Origin of the sequence: Methylophaga sulfidovorans, assembly GCF_900114205.1 — a bacterium.
Lineage (GTDB): Bacteria > Pseudomonadota > Gammaproteobacteria > Nitrosococcales > Methylophagaceae > Methylophaga > Methylophaga sulfidovorans.
Map to the genome: position 1 here is coordinate 50,626 of NZ_FOSH01000014.1, position 15,017 is coordinate 65,642.

General features: G+C 43.2%; 17 protein-coding genes. 14 read left to right on the forward strand and 3 right to left on the reverse strand.

Features of this window, described 5'->3' with window-relative positions:
• Positions 1-57: 57 nt before the first annotated feature.
• Positions 58-1,068: a Gfo/Idh/MocA family protein gene (locus BM232_RS11600; RefSeq protein WP_091714881.1), complete on the reverse strand. Its 1,011-nt coding sequence runs from the start codon at positions 1,066-1,068 to the stop codon at positions 58-60.
• A 161-nt stretch (positions 1,069-1,229) separates the two neighbouring features.
• Here BM232_RS11600 and BM232_RS11605 point away from each other — a divergent pair, with 161 nt between their 5' ends.
• Positions 1,230-1,745 carry a peroxiredoxin gene (locus BM232_RS11605; protein ID WP_091714884.1) on the forward strand — a complete coding sequence of 172 codons (516 nt, stop codon included), beginning with the start codon at positions 1,230-1,232 and terminating at the stop codon, positions 1,743-1,745.
• 59 nt (positions 1,746-1,804) lie between these two features.
• Here BM232_RS11605 and rpiA read toward each other — a convergent pair whose 3' ends face one another.
• A complete protein-coding gene (rpiA, locus tag BM232_RS11610) occupies positions 1,805-2,485 on the reverse strand; it encodes a ribose-5-phosphate isomerase RpiA (protein ID WP_177207321.1) in 681 nt (226 codons plus the stop codon).
• Positions 2,486-2,696: 211 nt separating this feature from the next.
• On the opposite strand from rpiA, the gene BM232_RS11615 reads away from it, so the two are divergent.
• From BM232_RS11615 to nhaD, 3 genes are all read left to right on the forward strand, one after another.
• Entirely contained in the window at positions 2,697-3,578 is an 882-nt protein-coding gene (locus BM232_RS11615) for a fructosamine kinase family protein (RefSeq protein WP_091714887.1), read from the forward strand.
• A gap of 68 nt (positions 3,579-3,646) precedes the next feature.
• Positions 3,647-4,117 (forward strand): low molecular weight protein-tyrosine-phosphatase, encoded by a 471-nt coding sequence (locus BM232_RS11620; protein ID WP_091714889.1) that lies wholly within the window; start codon positions 3,647-3,649, stop codon positions 4,115-4,117.
• Between the two features lie 69 nt (positions 4,118-4,186).
• Positions 4,187-5,644 (forward strand): sodium:proton antiporter NhaD, encoded by a 1,458-nt coding sequence (gene nhaD, locus BM232_RS11625; protein ID WP_091714892.1) that lies wholly within the window; start codon positions 4,187-4,189, stop codon positions 5,642-5,644.
• A gap of 54 nt (positions 5,645-5,698) precedes the next feature.
• On the opposite strand, the gene BM232_RS11630 is transcribed toward nhaD, so the two are convergent.
• Positions 5,699-6,391 carry a MaoC family dehydratase gene (locus BM232_RS11630; protein WP_091714894.1) on the reverse strand — a complete coding sequence of 231 codons (693 nt, stop codon included), beginning with the start codon at positions 6,389-6,391 and terminating at the stop codon, positions 5,699-5,701.
• Positions 6,392-6,588: 197 nt separating this feature from the next.
• On the opposite strand from BM232_RS11630, the gene BM232_RS11635 reads away from it, so the two are divergent.
• From BM232_RS11635 to BM232_RS11680, 10 genes are all read left to right on the forward strand, one after another.
• Positions 6,589-7,644 (forward strand): 3-deoxy-7-phosphoheptulonate synthase, encoded by a 1,056-nt coding sequence (locus BM232_RS11635; RefSeq protein ID WP_091714895.1) that lies wholly within the window; start codon positions 6,589-6,591, stop codon positions 7,642-7,644.
• A gap of 186 nt (positions 7,645-7,830) precedes the next feature.
• Entirely contained in the window at positions 7,831-8,412 is a 582-nt protein-coding gene (gene rsxA, locus BM232_RS11640) for an electron transport complex subunit RsxA (protein ID WP_091714898.1), read from the forward strand.
• 4 nt (positions 8,413-8,416) lie between these two features.
• Positions 8,417-8,977 (forward strand): electron transport complex subunit RsxB, encoded by a 561-nt coding sequence (gene rsxB, locus BM232_RS11645; protein ID WP_091714900.1) that lies wholly within the window; start codon positions 8,417-8,419, stop codon positions 8,975-8,977.
• Positions 8,974-10,494 (forward strand): electron transport complex subunit RsxC, encoded by a 1,521-nt coding sequence (gene rsxC / locus BM232_RS11650; protein ID WP_091714902.1) that lies wholly within the window; start codon positions 8,974-8,976, stop codon positions 10,492-10,494. The genes rsxB and rsxC overlap by 4 nt, the downstream gene beginning before the upstream one ends.
• A gap of 3 nt (positions 10,495-10,497) precedes the next feature.
• Positions 10,498-11,529: an electron transport complex subunit RsxD gene (gene rsxD, locus BM232_RS11655; RefSeq protein ID WP_091714904.1), complete on the forward strand. Its 1,032-nt coding sequence runs from the start codon at positions 10,498-10,500 to the stop codon at positions 11,527-11,529.
• Positions 11,529-12,164 carry an electron transport complex subunit RsxG gene (gene rsxG / locus BM232_RS11660; protein WP_091714906.1) on the forward strand — a complete coding sequence of 212 codons (636 nt, stop codon included), beginning with the start codon at positions 11,529-11,531 and terminating at the stop codon, positions 12,162-12,164. The genes rsxD and rsxG overlap by 1 nt, the downstream gene beginning before the upstream one ends.
• Positions 12,161-12,847, forward strand: coding sequence for an electron transport complex subunit E (locus BM232_RS11665; RefSeq protein WP_091714908.1), 687 nt, complete (start codon positions 12,161-12,163; stop codon positions 12,845-12,847). The genes rsxG and BM232_RS11665 overlap by 4 nt, the downstream gene beginning before the upstream one ends.
• A gap of 1 nt (position 12,848) precedes the next feature.
• Complete coding sequence (gene nth / locus BM232_RS11670; RefSeq protein ID WP_091714910.1) at positions 12,849-13,505, forward strand: endonuclease III; 657 nt, start codon at positions 12,849-12,851, stop codon at positions 13,503-13,505.
• Positions 13,502-13,927 carry a DUF1841 family protein gene (locus BM232_RS11675; protein ID WP_091714912.1) on the forward strand — a complete coding sequence of 142 codons (426 nt, stop codon included), beginning with the start codon at positions 13,502-13,504 and terminating at the stop codon, positions 13,925-13,927. Before nth ends, BM232_RS11675 begins: the two co-directional genes overlap by 4 nt.
• Positions 13,928-13,994: 67 nt before the next feature.
• Positions 13,995-14,996, forward strand: a complete 1,002-nt coding sequence (locus tag BM232_RS11680) for a zinc-binding alcohol dehydrogenase family protein (protein WP_091714915.1) — start codon at positions 13,995-13,997, stop codon at positions 14,994-14,996.
• Positions 14,997-15,017 lie beyond the last annotated feature (21 nt).

Genomic DNA, 15,017 nt, shown 5'->3' on the forward strand with positions numbered 1-15,017 from the left:
GCAATAAAAAAAGCCGTGGTGTTCTACCACGGCTTTTTTGTTTATAACGATCAATATCTAGTCAGATAATTGAATTTTTGTTCCTTCTCTTACCGAAGCTAATGCAGCACAAATTGCAGCACAATTATTTCTCGCATCCGCCATGGTGAGCTTAGGCGCCTTACCTTGCAGGATACAATCTGAAAAGTATTCTATTTCCAGATTAAAATGGTTGGCTTTTGGTATTGATACGGTTTGTTCTTCTTCATCATTCCACCAGCTTATCGTCGCTTCTTCAGTTTCAGGTTGCCAAACGGTATGACATTTGATGCCACCTTTAGTACCGATAATCTCATATTCGCTACGTCTGGCATGCTCAAAGCTCATTTCGAAGTGAGCAAACTTACCATCGGTAAAATCAAAAACACCACTTAAACTAACGTCTGCACCGCTGTCATTAAGCTTAGCCATCGCCATTGCCGAAACAGGCTCATTATCAAACCACAATCTGGCAGTATGGATAGCATATGGACCAATGTCCCACATCGCACCACCACCATCATTAATATCGCGATCTATCCGATACATTCGGGCCGGTTTCATCGGAAAAGCAAAGGCAGTTTTCACCGTTCGTACATCACCAATTTTGCCATCATCAATCAGCTGTCCTACATAATCATGCTGAGGATGGAAGATATACATAAAGCCTTCCATTACCGTGACATTATTTGCTTTGGCGGCTGCTTCTATAGCATCAATATCTGCCACGGTGAGAGCCATCGGTTTTTCAATTAACACATGTTTACCGTGATTAATGGCTTTGAGCGCCCATTCGGCGTGCTCTTCATTGGACATCGGTAGATAAATTGCATCAATGTTTGGATGAGAAAGTAAGGCTTCCGGATCATCGAGCGTTTCTACAGCCGTTTCTTGTGGCGCCAACTTTTGCAATATTTCTGCCGCCGCGCCAGGACGACGACTGGCAATAGCCACTAGCTCTGCATTAGCTGCTTCAACAATAGCGGGCAGTAGTTTTTCGTTAACACGAGCAGCACCTAGAATTCCCCAGCGTAATTGTTTTTCAGCCATATGTTTATATCCCTTCAATTCAATTTAGTGATCAACATGATATCGACTCACCAGCACAATTCCAAACTGATAAACCCGCATGTTTCATAGTGTTTTTATCTGTTAACGATTGCCTTATGCTAGATACCCTGTAAATAAAAATAACGGATTAAGGAGCAATTATGACAATAGAAACTGGACAGAAAATTCCCGCAGCGACACTTTCTGAATGTGTTGATTTTTCGGCGAGCAGTGGCTGCCCTGTGAACCCTCAACCACAGAACGTTCAATCATTGACTGCTGGTAAGACAATTGTTCTTTTTGGCGTTCCCGGTGCTTTCACTCCACTGTGCTCAGAAGAGCATTTACCTGGCTTTATTCGACTTGCAGATGAAATCAAAGCGGCTGGTGCCGATGAAATCTGGTGTATGGCTGTTAATGATGCTTTTGTTATGGGTGCCTGGGGTCGACAAGTCAATAATGAGGGCAAAGTTAGAATGATGGCTGACGGTAGCGCTGAGCTGACTAAAGCCATGGGCTTAGATCGTGACTTAACTGCTGGAGGAATGGGTGTCCGTTGTTATCGTTTTGCCTGCATCCTGAAAGATGGTGTGGTGACGTATATCGGCGTTGAAGGCTCAGGCGAGTTTGGTAAATCTAAAGCAGAAACCATTTTAGATGAACTAAAAAAAGCCTAATTCATTATTAGAATGTATAAGGGGGGAAATGAATTCCCCCTTTTTTTTACCGTTAGCTTTTACCGCCAATGCTCTTCCACTTCTGACTCCCCACCGATAAAAACGGCAGATGCTGTGTCACTGAAAATACCATGCTGAACAATACCAGGAATAGTATCTAGTATCATGGTTAATTCTAAGCTATCCATTTGTTTGAATTGCATATCAAGCACCAAACTACCACTTGCTGTGACAGCGACATTATCGCCAGAAGCATTCAGTCGAAGCTGACCTTCACCACCTTGCTGTTTAAGTTGGGTCAAAACCAGACGCCAGGCTTGCGGCATGACTTCAACTGGAATCGGAAAGTTTTGTCCAATATGCTCCACCAGTTTCGATTCATCTACTAATACAAAAAACTGATCAGCAGCTGAAGCTAACAATTTTTCATTAACGAGATCCTGTCCGCGCCCTTTCAACAAAGTCAGATCGGGTGTGACTTCATCGGCTCCATCCACATACATATCAAGCGCATCGAGCTCTACGATAGATAGCACTGGCAGCCCTGCTTCACGCGCTTTAATCTCACTGATTGCAGAGCTACTCACCGTATGAATTTTTAATTTTTCCGTCTTACAACGTTTTGCCAGAGCTTCAATAAAAAAATTCGCGGTAGAACCCGTCCCCAGACCCACGATCATATCTTGCTCAACCAGATTAGCAGCATGTAATGCCACTCGTTGTTTTGGGTTAATAGTCATAGACAAGCTCCTTATGCCATCTGTAAATATTGTTCAGCTTACATAGCAAACATCAATAAAAAAACGGACAATCCATATGGTTGATGGTTCTGACACCTTTTTATTAGTTATTAACATTGAGATAACACAAGTGAATCGTTTATGTGAAACTTGATGCATCAACGCTTAGCTCATATCCTTAAGATATTTCTCAATCCAAATAGGTACAGTAATGGCACAACTTGACTCCATTGTTGAACATATTGAATCAACCACCAATCAGAGTCTTCAGCCATATCAAATAAGCAGTATTGGCGGCGGCTGTATAAACAGCGCTTATCAACTGAAGACTGAACAACAAAGTTATTTTATAAAAATTAATCAGCCTTCCTTATCGCATATGTTTGAAGCAGAAGCTCTCGGTTTGCAGGAGATGGCAGCAACTAAGAGCGTTCGGGTTCCTGAGGTTATATGTCAGGGGTCAAATCAACAGCATAGTTACCTGGTGTTGGAATATATTCCCCTCAGAGGTTTACGCGGTGATGGCAATATTACTCTAGGTGAACAGCTAGCCCATATGCATAACGTCAAACAGCCCTTCTTTGGCTGGCAAATGGATAATACAATTGGTAGCACCCCACAAATCAATGATCAAACACATGATTGGTTAACCTTCTGGCGAGATGAGCGCTTAGGTCAGCAACTTGAGTTTGCTGCTCAAAATGGTTACACAGGTCGTCTACAATCTCGCGGTGAAAAACTCATTGATAATCTGGATAAACTGCTTGAAAATCACCAGCCTCAACCCTCACTACTACATGGTGACTTATGGGGTGGGAATGCAGCAGCTGATGATCTTGGACAACCGGTCATTTTCGATCCGGCTTGTTACTATGGCGATCGTGAAACGGACTTAGCGATGACAGAATTATTTGGTGGTTTTGGCCGGGATTTTTTTGCTGCATATAACTCTGTCTATCCTGTAAACTCGGGCTATTCAACACGTAAAACCTTGTATAACCTTTACCATATTTTGAATCATCTTAATTTATTTGGCGGTGGTTATATGGGTCAGGCTGAGTCAATGATAGACCAGCTTCTTTCTGAAATTTAAATTGATAATTGATTGATTTCATTTATCTTTACTCTCAATTTTCACTAGTTAAGCAAAAGAAATAAATAATGAATCAAATAAAAGTACTTTTTGTCTGCATGGGTAATATCTGTCGCTCACCAACCGCTGAAGGTGTATTTACAAAATTAACAGAGGATTTAGGCACGAGAGACCGTTTTCTGATCGACTCGGCTGGCACCCATGCTTATCACGTCGGTGAACAACCTGACAGCCGGGCTCAACAAACGGCAAAGCAACGTGGTATCGATCTGTCTTACATCCGTGCCCGAAAATTTAAGCAAGCAGATTTTGAAGAGTTTGATTATATTCTGGCTATGGATACCAGTAATTATGAGATTCTGATGGATGCCTGTCCTGATGCTTATAAAGATAAAATCAAAATGTTTTTAGACTATGCACCACAGCGAGAAGAGTCTGATGTGCCAGATCCATATTACGGTGGCCAAAATGGCTTTAATCATGTTTTTGATCTGGTTGCAGATGCCTCTAAAGGATTTCACGATAGCGTCGTTAACTAATAAATCATTTGTTCATGTAGTTTTCGGGCGTATTATTGCCGGGTCTCGTCATTCATAAGGATTTTAGTCGTGAAATCATTTCTTCAAGGACGCTCATGGCTCCTCTTCAGTTTTGCCGCACTTTTAGTGCTACCCCACTCTGCTTTTGCAGCAGAGAATGCAAAGCTGTTGGACCTCACCTCGCATTGGGTGGGTTATGTGTCTATCTTCTTATTCGTGGTTGCCTATGCTTTAGTAATCGTTGAAGAAGAAATTCATATGCGAAAATCCAAACCCGTTATGGTGGCTGCAGGTGTCATATGGGGATTGATTGCACTTATCTATGCCCAACAACCAAATTCAGAATATCATCACACTGCTGGCTTAATGATTCGTCATAACCTCGAAGAGTATGGTGAATTATTATTATTCTTACTGGCAGCGATGACCTACATCAACACTATGGGGGAACGCGGTGTATTTAACAGTCTGCGTGCATGGTTAATCAATAAAGGTTTTTCTTTACGTAGCATCTTCTGGATCACAGGTCTTTTAGCCTTCTTCATCTCACCAATCGCTGATAACCTGACCACTGCTTTATTGATGGCAACTGTTGTTATGGCCGTCGGCGGTACCAATATCAAATTTGTCTCTGTCGCCTGCATCAATATTGTTGTTGCAGCCAATGCCGGTGGCGCTTTTAGTCCGTTTGGTGATATCACGACACTCATGGTGTGGCAAAAAGGCGTTGTTGAGTTTCAGGAGTTCTTTAAGCTATTTCTTCCTTCTGTAGTGAATTGGTTTGTACCAGCCATGTTAATGTCTCTAGCTATCAAAAATGGACAACCACAAGCTAATTCAGATGAGGCAGAACTCAAAGAAGGCGCTATCGTGGTAGTCGGATTATTCTTACTCACCATCGGCATGGCTGTCTGTGCGCATAATTTCCTTCATTTGCCGCCAGTGATTGGCATGATGACAGGTCTGGGTTTATTAAAACTCTATGGTTACACATTAAAAATGCGTGACAGACGCACCTTCATCAACACAACATCAGATGCAGAAGGATCAGCAGGTGTCAAAATTGAAGGATTGGATCGCCGCAAACCTTTTAATATTTTCCAACAAGTTGAACGGGCAGAATGGGACACCTTAATGTTCTTTTACGGCATTATTTTATGTGTCGGTGGTTTGGGAACAATCGGCTATCTCAACTTAGGTTCACAATTGATGTATGGGGACTTAGGTCCAACTACAGCCAATATTTTGGTCGGTATTGTATCTGCGATCGTAGATAACATTCCGGTAATGTTCGCCGTACTGTCGATGAATCCTGATATGAGTCAGGGACAATGGCTGTTAGTAACACTTACTGCTGGTGTTGGCGGTTCGTTGTTATCGATTGGCTCTGCAGCAGGTGTGGCTGTTATGGGTCAAGCCCGGGGCATTTACACATTCTTTTCTCATATCAAGTGGATATGGGCTATTGCTCTGGGTTATGCCGCCAGTATTTATGTCCATCTGTGGATCAATAGTGCTATGTTCTGATAGGACATACATCTTATCGAAACAAAAAAGGCGGTGATTCAACCGCCTTTTTTATTATTCATATAAACGTAATAACATTTCCGCGATACACGCTGGTCGCTTACTATTTTCAACTTCAATTGTGACTTCACGTACTAATTCCAAGCCTCGTCGAAGGGGCGTCACAGCAATAATCCGAGTTCGAGCTCGTATACGTTTACCCGCTCTAACTGGTGATGGGAAAACCACTTTGTTCATTCCATAATTGACCAGCATTCTAGCTTCAGGGTAGTCATTTTTCTCAGGATTAACCGTGTCAGTCAGTTTGGGTATCAAAGATAAAGTTAAAAAACCATGAGCAATGGTTGATTTAAACGGTGACTCATTTTTCGCTTTTAACGGATCGGTATGAATCCATTGGTGATCGCCTGTCGCTTGTGCAAACTGATCAATACATGCCTGATCGACTAGAAACCATTCCCCAATGTAATTCTCAACTCCCAGATTAGACTCTATACGTTTATGTAGCTCAGCAAACTTTTCACTTAACTTAGGAGTCGTTTCGATATCATTAACAATTACTTCTTCACTATCATGAAAGAAATGAAAATACTGCGTCCATGGCAGCGAGAAGTTTCGGATATCAGAGACTTTTTTATTGATTGTTTCCGGCCAGTTTTTGAGTGTTGTTTCTACTCGACTTTTTATTTCTGAATTAATTGACTCAAGCTTTTCTTGACCCTGCTTAAATGACTCTACCAGCCGCATAGTTGATCCTTTCTTCCAAACCTTAACGCCATATATTTGACTTATTCCATAGTCATAAGTTTTTCTGCATATAGTGTGCCACAGGATCCGATCCTCCGTTTGAACCATCACATTATTAATTGTCACATGCTTGAGATAGCACAAAACGCCTTCAGCGGTTACAATTCTGTGTTTAATTCATCGATACCATACATACTATGCTCTACAGCACAGACGACCTGCGAATCACTGGCATTCAGGAAGTGATCCCTCCGGCTCAACTTCATGAGGAATTACCCATTACCGATCAGGCATCGGAAACAGTTTTTCATGCTCGTAAAGCGACACAGGATATTCTGCACAAACGCGATGATCGTTTAACTATCATCGTCGGTCCATGCTCTATACACGATCCTCTTGCTGCACGTGAGTATGCCACAAGACTCCGACCTTTGATTGAAGAACTTAAAGATGACTTACAGATCATCATGCGAGTTTATTTTGAGAAACCCCGTTCTGTGGTTGGATGGAAAGGATTAATTAACGATCCCTATCTTGATGGCAGCTTCAAAATCAACGATGGACTTCACATTGCGCGCAAGTTACTTCTAGATCTTGCTGAAATGGGCGTACCTTCAGCCACCGAATATCTGGACTTAATCAGCCCGCAATATATCGCTGATTTGGTGTCATGGGGAGCCATAGGTGCCAGAACCACTGAAAGTCAGGCTCATCGTGAACTGGCATCAGGTTTATCCTGTCCTGTTGGCTTTAAAAATGCGACAGATGGTGGCGTTCAAATTGCAGTAGATGCCTGTCTTTCAGCATCAAAACCTCACCATTTCATGTCATTGACTAAAGCTGGTCGCTCCGCTATTTTCTCCACAACAGGAAACCCAGACTGCCACATTATCTTACGTGGTGGCCGTGAACCTAATTTTGATAGTGACAGCATTAATGCTGCTGCCGAAGTCATTACGCGTTCCGGCCAGGATGTCAGAATAATGATCGACTGTAGCCATGCCAACAGTGGAAAAAATCATATTCAACAAGAAACCGTTTGTCGCGAAGTAGCTGCTCAGGTAGCTAGCGGAGAGAAACGCGTCATTGGACTGATGTTAGAGAGTAACTTGGTCGCTGGCCGCCAGAATGCCGAGACAGGTAAAGAGTTAGTCTATGGCCAAAGCATTACTGATGCCTGTATGGCTTGGGACAATACAGAAGATCTTCTCAGAGAGCTGGCTCAGGCAGTTCAGCAACGTCGAGAACTGTAAGCAATATTGATGTGAAAACATCATTGCCAATTTGTCTGATAAGTTGCTCACAGATAAGGCATCAAACTCGTTGCTATAGCTTCGATATTGATGCTTTTTAAGCTATAATTACTGATTACCATTCACAGCCGAATAAATCCGTGCTGGAATGACAACTAATTCCCGAGACAATCAGTAGGTTATTAAATGGCAGATTATGCCCTCATACTCATAAGTACGATACTGGTCAACAATATTGTCCTCGTCAAATTCCTGGGACTTTGCCCGTTTATGGGTGTGTCACGTAAGCTGGAAACGGCTATGGGAATGGCGCTTGCCACAACGTTTGTGTTGACCCTGTCTTCTATTAGTAGCTATCTGATCAATGAATATTTACTGGCACCATTTGGTATTGAATTTTTACGCACTATCAGTTTCATTTTTGTGATCGCCGTAGTTGTTCAATTCACTGAAATGGTTGTTCATAAAACCAGCCCGCTGCTTTATCAAGTATTAGGCATCTTTCTGCCTCTGATTACTACAAACTGTGCCGTACTTGGCGTTGCTTTACTCAATGTTCAAGAGAAACATGGCTTTATCGAATCAGCTTTGTACGGCTTCGGTGCTGCGCTAGGCTTCTCAATGGTATTAATTATTTTTGCTGGCATGCGTGAACGTCTTGCTGTTGCTGATGTTCCTGTCCCTTTTCAGGGAGCCGCTATTGGCCTGATTACCGCAGGTCTGATGTCAATGGCCTTTATGGGTTTTACCGGACTGGTGAAAGGATAATTCCATGTTGACAGCGGTTATAGCTTTAACGCTTCTGGCGTTGATTCTCGGTTTACTATTAGGCTTTGCTTCCATCAAATTCAAGGTTGAAGGCGATCCTATTGTGGATCAAATCGATAAAATTCTTCCGCAAACGCAATGTGGTCAATGTAGTTTTGCTGGCTGCCGACCTTATGCTGAAGCCATCGCTGCAGGTGAAGTTGATATTAACCGTTGCCCACCTGGTGGCGAGTCAACTATTCAGGCATTGGCGGACTTGCTTGATGTTGAGCCCAAACCGCTTGATGAAGAATGTGGTGTTGAAAAACCGAAAATGCTTGCGGTGATTGATGAGCAACGCTGCATTGGTTGTACCTTATGTATTCAAGCATGCCCTGTTGACGCAATTTTGGGGGCAGCAAAACATATGCATACGGTTATTGCTGATGAATGTACGGGGTGTGAACTTTGCTTAGAGCCTTGTCCGGTGGATTGTATTGATATGGTTGAAATGACACCTAATCCCAATACCTGGCGCTGGCCAGATCCTTCTCACGTTCAACTGGAGCGTGGAGAAAGAGTATGACAAAAACCTTAGGTTTCTTTCCAGGTGGATTGAAGTTACCCGGTCATAAAAAACGGTCAACTCAAACACCCATTCGCAAAACGCCTTTAGCTAAAAGACTGACTTTACCGCTACAACAACATATTGGTAGTGCAGCTATTCCTATTGTTGAAGTAGGTGACAAAGTCCTTAAAGGTCAGCAAATAGCCCGTGCTGACGGCCATGTTTCTGTCTGTTTGCATGCACCCAGCTCAGGCACCATTATTGCGATTGAAGATCATCCTATTCCTCATCCATCAGGACTGACTGCGCCCTGTATCACTATCGAAACAGATGGTGAAGACAACTGGGTAGAGCGACATCCAGTCAAAGACTACCGCTCACTATCAACGCATGAGATTCGCCAAATTGTGCGTGATGCCGGCATTGTGGGCCTCGGTGGAGCCGGATTCCCAAGCTTTATCAAGCTTAATCCTGGCGTACACCATACAGTCGAAACACTACTGCTCAATGGTGCCGAATGTGAACCTTATATCAGCTGTGACGATATGCTGATGCGTGAACGCGCTGATGGCATTATCGATGGCATCGAAATTATGCAATATGCACTTCGGGCCCGTGAAGTCATCTTGGCCATAGAAGATAATAAACCGCAAGCCATTTCAGCTATGGAACTGGCTCTCGCATCCCGGCCACATTTGCAGAATACTCGGCTCGTTGTCGTACCAACACGCTATCCAACCGGCGGTGAAAAGCAACTTATTCAAGTCGTCACGGGCAAAGAAGTCCCTAGTGATGGCTTGCCTATTGATTTAGGCATCGTTAGTCACAATATGGGTACCGCTTATGCCGTTGGTCGAGCCATTCACCACGGTGAACCGTTAATTTCAAGAATTGTAACAGTCACCGGCAAAGATGTGCCTCACGCAGGTAATTTTGAAACCCTGTTTGGTACCCCTATTTCAGAACTTTTAACCTACGCAGAAACCAAGCGCGAGCCAGATGAAGCGTTTATTCTTGGTGGACCGATGATGGGCTTTAGCCTGTCTGGTGATAACCTGCCTGTCACAAAAACAGCTAACTGTATTCTTGCAGGTGTGGATGATGTCGCACCCGCCCAGGAGCCTTTACCCTGTATTCGCTGCGGGGATTGTGCAAGCGCTTGTCCAGCGAGTCTGTTGCCACAGCAACTCTACTGGCATTCACGCGCCAAAGATTTTGATCAAACGCGTGATTACAATTTGTTTGATTGTATTGAATGTGGCTGCTGTGATTATGTCTGCCCAAGTAAAATCCCGTTAGTTTCTTATTTCCGCTTTGCCAAAACCGAGATCATGAATCAGGAGCGTGAACGTAAAAAATCGGACCTTGCCCGAGATCGTTTTGAGACTCGTCAGGCACGTTTAGAGCGAGAACAACGCGAAAAAGAAGAACGCCAACGTCAACGTAAAGCGGCTTTAGCGGCCTCAAAAGCCAAAAAAGAACAACAAGAAAAAGCTGCTGAAACAGCCGACGCGGATAATAAGGAGACAGAGTAAATAATGGCGATATTCCGAATGAGCCCGCCATTTTTGGCTGGAACTAACCGCGTCACCATCCAAATGTTGCAAGTCATCTTTGCAATGATTCCGGCAATAGCCGCTATGGTCTATTTTTTTGGGCCGGCGGTTTTAATCAATATCAGTTTAGCGCTAACTGTCGCCTTATTAGCTGAAGCCATTTTATTAAAGCTTCGTAAACGTCCCGTTAAACCATTTATTACCGATGGCAGTGCTGCCGTTACCGCAATACTGCTAGCCGTTGCCATTCCCCCACTGTCTCCATGGTGGCTGACCGTCACTGGTGTTTTGTTCGCGATAGTTTTTGCTAAACATTTATACGGCGGCCTGGGCTATAACCCGTTTAATCCTGCCATGGTAGGTTATGTATTGTTATTGGTGTCATTCCCGCTGGAAATGACAACCTGGTTACCAGTTGAATCTCTGGCAGATAAACCGCTCGACTTACATTCAGCCTTTCAATTAATTTTTTATGGTCAAACTAACGCTGGCTGGGTGGCTGATACTGTCTCCGGTGCCACACCGCTGGATACCATGAAAACCCAGATAGGCCAATCAATTGCACCAGCTTATATTGTGAATCAGAATCTGTTTGGCAGCTTAGGTGGACTTGGCTGGGAATGGATCAACATCTGGTTTGCTGCAGGCGGAATCTATCTCTTATACCGTCGCGTTATCAGTTGGCATGTCCCTATCGCCATGATTGCTACCATGTTTGTTCTGAGTGGTGTTACTTATCTATTCGCACCAGAAATAACCGGTTCTCCACTGTTTCACCTGATGAGTGGTGGCACCATGATTGGTGCATTCTTTATTGCCACCGATCCGGTCTCTGGCTCGACCACAGTAAAAGGTCGCCTGGTATTCGGCGCTGGCGTTGGTGCATTAACCTATATTATTCGTGTCTGGGGTGGTTATCCTGATGGCATTGCCTTTGCTGTGTTATTAATGAATATGCTGGCACCTTTGATCGATTATTACACGCAACCCAAAGTCTACGGGGCCACGAAATAATGGCTGATTTTAAAAAACACGTATTAAGAGTCGGTGCCGTTCTTGGTCTTTTTGCTATCGTGGCGACCACCCTGGTCGCGTATACAGAGCAAAATACTCGTCAACAAATTAAGGAAAATGAGCGTCAAGCCTTATTGGATGCGATAAATACCTTAATACCGCATGAGCAATACGATAATGCTATTTTGCAAGACACCATAGCATTACCTAAAACCGAAGAGCTAGGCACAGAAGAAACCACACAAGTGTATCGTGCCCGTAAGCAGAATCAGCCGGTTGCTGTTGTACTTACTGTTGTCGCTCCTAACGGTTATTCGGGTCGGATTAAAATGTTAGTGGGTATTTATTACAATGGTACTCTTGCCGGTGTACGTGTTATTAATCACAAAGAAACACCGGGACTGGGAGATAAAATTGATGCCAGCCGTTCTAACTGGATTAAACAGTTCGAAGGTTTATCATTAGAAAATCCCACATCAGCGAAATGGAAAGTCAAAAAAGATGGCGGGGCTTTTGATCAATTTACTGGGGCAACCATTACGCCAAGAGCGGTGGTCAAAGCAGTAAAAGCCTCACTAGAATATTTTAAAAATCATCGTGAAGCATTATTTGCCAAAAATGAGGAAAAATCATGAATCCTTATTACCAGATAGTAAAAGAAGGCTTATGGAAAAATAATCCGGCGCTGGTACAGCTACTGGGTTTATGTCCACTTCTTGCCGTCACTAATACGGTGATTAATGGTTTGGGCCTAGGGTTAGCGACAATATTAACCTTAGTGGCTTCAAATGGATTTATTTCTTTATTGAGAAACCAGATTCCAGACGAGGCGAGATTACCGGTCTTCGTTATGATTATTGCTTCAATTGTGACCATTATCGAATTATCAATGAATGCCTGGTTTCATGATCTTTATTTAATCCTCGGCATATTTATCCCGTTAATCGTCACTAACTGTTCGATTATTGGTCGAGCTGAAGCATTTGCTGCCAGAAACTCTGTTGGCCCCGCCCTGCTGGATGGCTTAATGATGGGCATAGGATTTACGGCTGTATTAGTTGTGTTGGGTGGAATGCGTGAGCTTATCGGTCAAGGCACATTATTCAGTCAGGCTGACTTGATGTTCGGTGATATCGCAAAAAACTTCACCATCACCGTTATTGATAATTACCGGGGCTTTTTATTGGCTTTATTACCACCAGGCGCTTTTATTGGCTTGGGATTAATTGTCGCACTAAAAAATGTTATTGATGCCCGAGTAACTAAACGACAAACAGCCAAAGTTGAAGCCTCGGCTGAAGTGGCTACGAGTAGCTAAAATGAATCAGGCTCAACGACGTGACTTTTTTGAAACGTTAAAAAACCACAATCCGGCCCCGACGACTGAGCTAAATTATTCGTCGCCATTTGAGCTACTAATTGCCGTGATATTGTCTGCTCAGGCGACCGATGTAGGTGTTAATAAAGCAACAGATAAACTTTATCCAGTTGCCAATACACCTGAAACAATTCTGGCTCTAGGTGTTGATGGTTTAAAGCAATACATAAAAACCATTGGTTTATTTAATAGCAAAGCAGAGAACGTTATAAAAACCTGCAAAATGCTGATTGAGCAGCATAACAGTCAGGTACCTGAAGATAGAGAAGCACTTGAAGCCTTACCTGGCGTTGGCAGAAAAACCGCTAATGTCATTCTCAACACAGTGTTCAAACATCCAGTTATCGCGGTAGATACCCATATATTCCGTCTCTCTAACAGAACCGGTCTGGCAAAAGGTAAAACCGTTAAAGCTGTTGAAGACAAGCTGATGAAAGTCGTGCCCAAAGAGTATTTATTAGATGCACATCACTGGTTGATTCTGCACGGTCGCTACGTCTGTCTGGCACGTAAACCAAAATGTGAAACCTGCTGTGTCACTCAATACTGTGACTTCTATCGCGATCAGCAACGTCGTCAGTCATCTTCAGTGTCATGATGTTTGGACAAAACCGACAAGAAATCAGACAAGTCTATTTTGATGTATGGGCAAAAACCCAATCAGGCCAGCCGTTAGCTGCACTAGAAAAACAGATCGCTCATATCATTGAGCTACACCCTGAGTACCATCCTCTTTTTAATCAGCCAGAAAAAATTCATCAGGACTACTTTGTTGAAGCTGGTGATACCAATCCGTTTTTACATATGGGTTTGCATCTAGCCTTACATGAACAAATCCAGACAAACCGTCCATCGGGTATTCGTGAGATTTATCAGCAATTACTCGCTAAGCATGATCAACACGATTGTGATCATCTGATGATGGACTGTCTGGCTGAATCAATATGGCAAGCGCAACGAGATGGTGTTCCGCCATCGGAAGAAGCTTATTTAAACAGCCTTAAGCAATTATTGTCATAAAAATCAGCTCAACTTAATTCACTCTATCAGGTCATTAATGTCTTAATGAATCACGGAGAATAGCAATATGAAAGCCTACGGATTTTTTCAAGCCAATGGACAAGCGCAACTAATCGAACGCGAAACACCGACACCAGAAGGCCGCGATCTGTTGATTAAAATTGATGCGATTGCTGTCAATCCCGTTGATACAAAGATAAAAGCCAGCTTAGGAGACAATCTGGATAACGCCAGAATTATTGGCTGGGATGCTTGTGGCACAGTTATCGATGCAGGTAGTGAATGTAACTTATTCAAAACCGGTGATAAAGTGTTTTACTCAGGTGATGTGACCCGTGACGGCTGTTATGCTTCCCACCAGCTTGTAGATGAACGCATTGTTGGCAAAGCCCCAAAAACTTTAAGTGCAGAGCAAGCAGCGGCAATGCCACTCACCAGTATTACCGCCTGGGAAGCTTTATTTTCAAGAATGCGGATCTGGGCTGATCTGGATAAAGGCAAAACCATCCTGATTGTTGGCGGTGCTGGTGGTGTGGGCTCAATTGCCATACAACTGGCCAAAAAAATCGGCCAGCTTAATGTGGTTGCCACAGCTTCTCGTCAGGAATCCATCGATTGGTGTTATGAACTGGGCGCGGATCATGTTATCAATCACCAGCAATTAAGTGAACATTATTCAAAATTAGGTTTGGCAGCCCCCGATTATATTTTATGTCTGGGCGACACCGATCCTTATTATGATGAATTGACTGATTTATTGGCACCACAAGGGCTGATCTGTTTTGTTGTCACAAGTCAGCAAAACCACAATATCGATAAATTAAAAAACAAAAGTGCCGGCATTGTATGGGAGTTCATGTTTGCCAGACCGATGTACCACACAGCAGATATGATCGAGCAACACCATTTGCTCAATAAAGTATCTGAAATGCTTGATAATAAAACACTCAAATGCACTCATAAACAAACACTGGGTGCTATTTCTGTCAGCAATATTGAGCAAGCCCATCAATTATTATTGACGGGTAGAACGATAGGGAAAATAAGCCTTTCAGCTGTAGAGGACTAATTCTTTCTGTCGCTTTTCGTA

What these genes read in the sequence shown, in the direction of transcription:
- rsxA (WP_091714898.1), top strand. Translation starts at nt 7,831, where the DNA reads ATGGCAGATTATGCCCTCATACTCATAAGTACGATACTGGTCAACAAT.
- rsxB (WP_091714900.1), top strand. Translation starts at nt 8,417, where the DNA reads ATGTTGACAGCGGTTATAGCTTTAACGCTTCTGGCGTTGATTCTCGGT.
- nth (WP_091714910.1), top strand. Translation starts at nt 12,849, where the DNA reads ATGAATCAGGCTCAACGACGTGACTTTTTTGAAACGTTAAAAAACCAC.
- BM232_RS11635 (WP_091714895.1), top strand. Translation starts at nt 6,589, where the DNA reads ATGCTCTACAGCACAGACGACCTGCGAATCACTGGCATTCAGGAAGTG.
- BM232_RS11665 (WP_091714908.1), top strand. Translation starts at nt 12,161, where the DNA reads ATGAATCCTTATTACCAGATAGTAAAAGAAGGCTTATGGAAAAATAAT.
- rsxD (WP_091714904.1), top strand. Translation starts at nt 10,498, where the DNA reads ATGGCGATATTCCGAATGAGCCCGCCATTTTTGGCTGGAACTAACCGC.
- BM232_RS11620 (WP_091714889.1), top strand. Translation starts at nt 3,647, where the DNA reads ATGAATCAAATAAAAGTACTTTTTGTCTGCATGGGTAATATCTGTCGC.
- rpiA (WP_177207321.1), bottom strand. Translation starts at nt 2,485, where the DNA reads ATGACTATTAACCCAAAACAACGAGTGGCATTACATGCTGCTAATCTG.
- BM232_RS11630 (WP_091714894.1), bottom strand. Translation starts at nt 6,391, where the DNA reads ATGCGGCTGGTAGAGTCATTTAAGCAGGGTCAAGAAAAGCTTGAGTCA.
- rsxG (WP_091714906.1), top strand. Translation starts at nt 11,529, where the DNA reads ATGGCTGATTTTAAAAAACACGTATTAAGAGTCGGTGCCGTTCTTGGT.
- rsxC (WP_091714902.1), top strand. Translation starts at nt 8,974, where the DNA reads ATGACAAAAACCTTAGGTTTCTTTCCAGGTGGATTGAAGTTACCCGGT.
- BM232_RS11600 (WP_091714881.1), bottom strand. Translation starts at nt 1,068, where the DNA reads ATGGCTGAAAAACAATTACGCTGGGGAATTCTAGGTGCTGCTCGTGTT.
- BM232_RS11615 (WP_091714887.1), top strand. Translation starts at nt 2,697, where the DNA reads ATGGCACAACTTGACTCCATTGTTGAACATATTGAATCAACCACCAAT.
- BM232_RS11680 (WP_091714915.1), top strand. Translation starts at nt 13,995, where the DNA reads ATGAAAGCCTACGGATTTTTTCAAGCCAATGGACAAGCGCAACTAATC.
- BM232_RS11605 (WP_091714884.1), top strand. Translation starts at nt 1,230, where the DNA reads ATGACAATAGAAACTGGACAGAAAATTCCCGCAGCGACACTTTCTGAA.
- BM232_RS11675 (WP_091714912.1), top strand. Translation starts at nt 13,502, where the DNA reads ATGATGTTTGGACAAAACCGACAAGAAATCAGACAAGTCTATTTTGAT.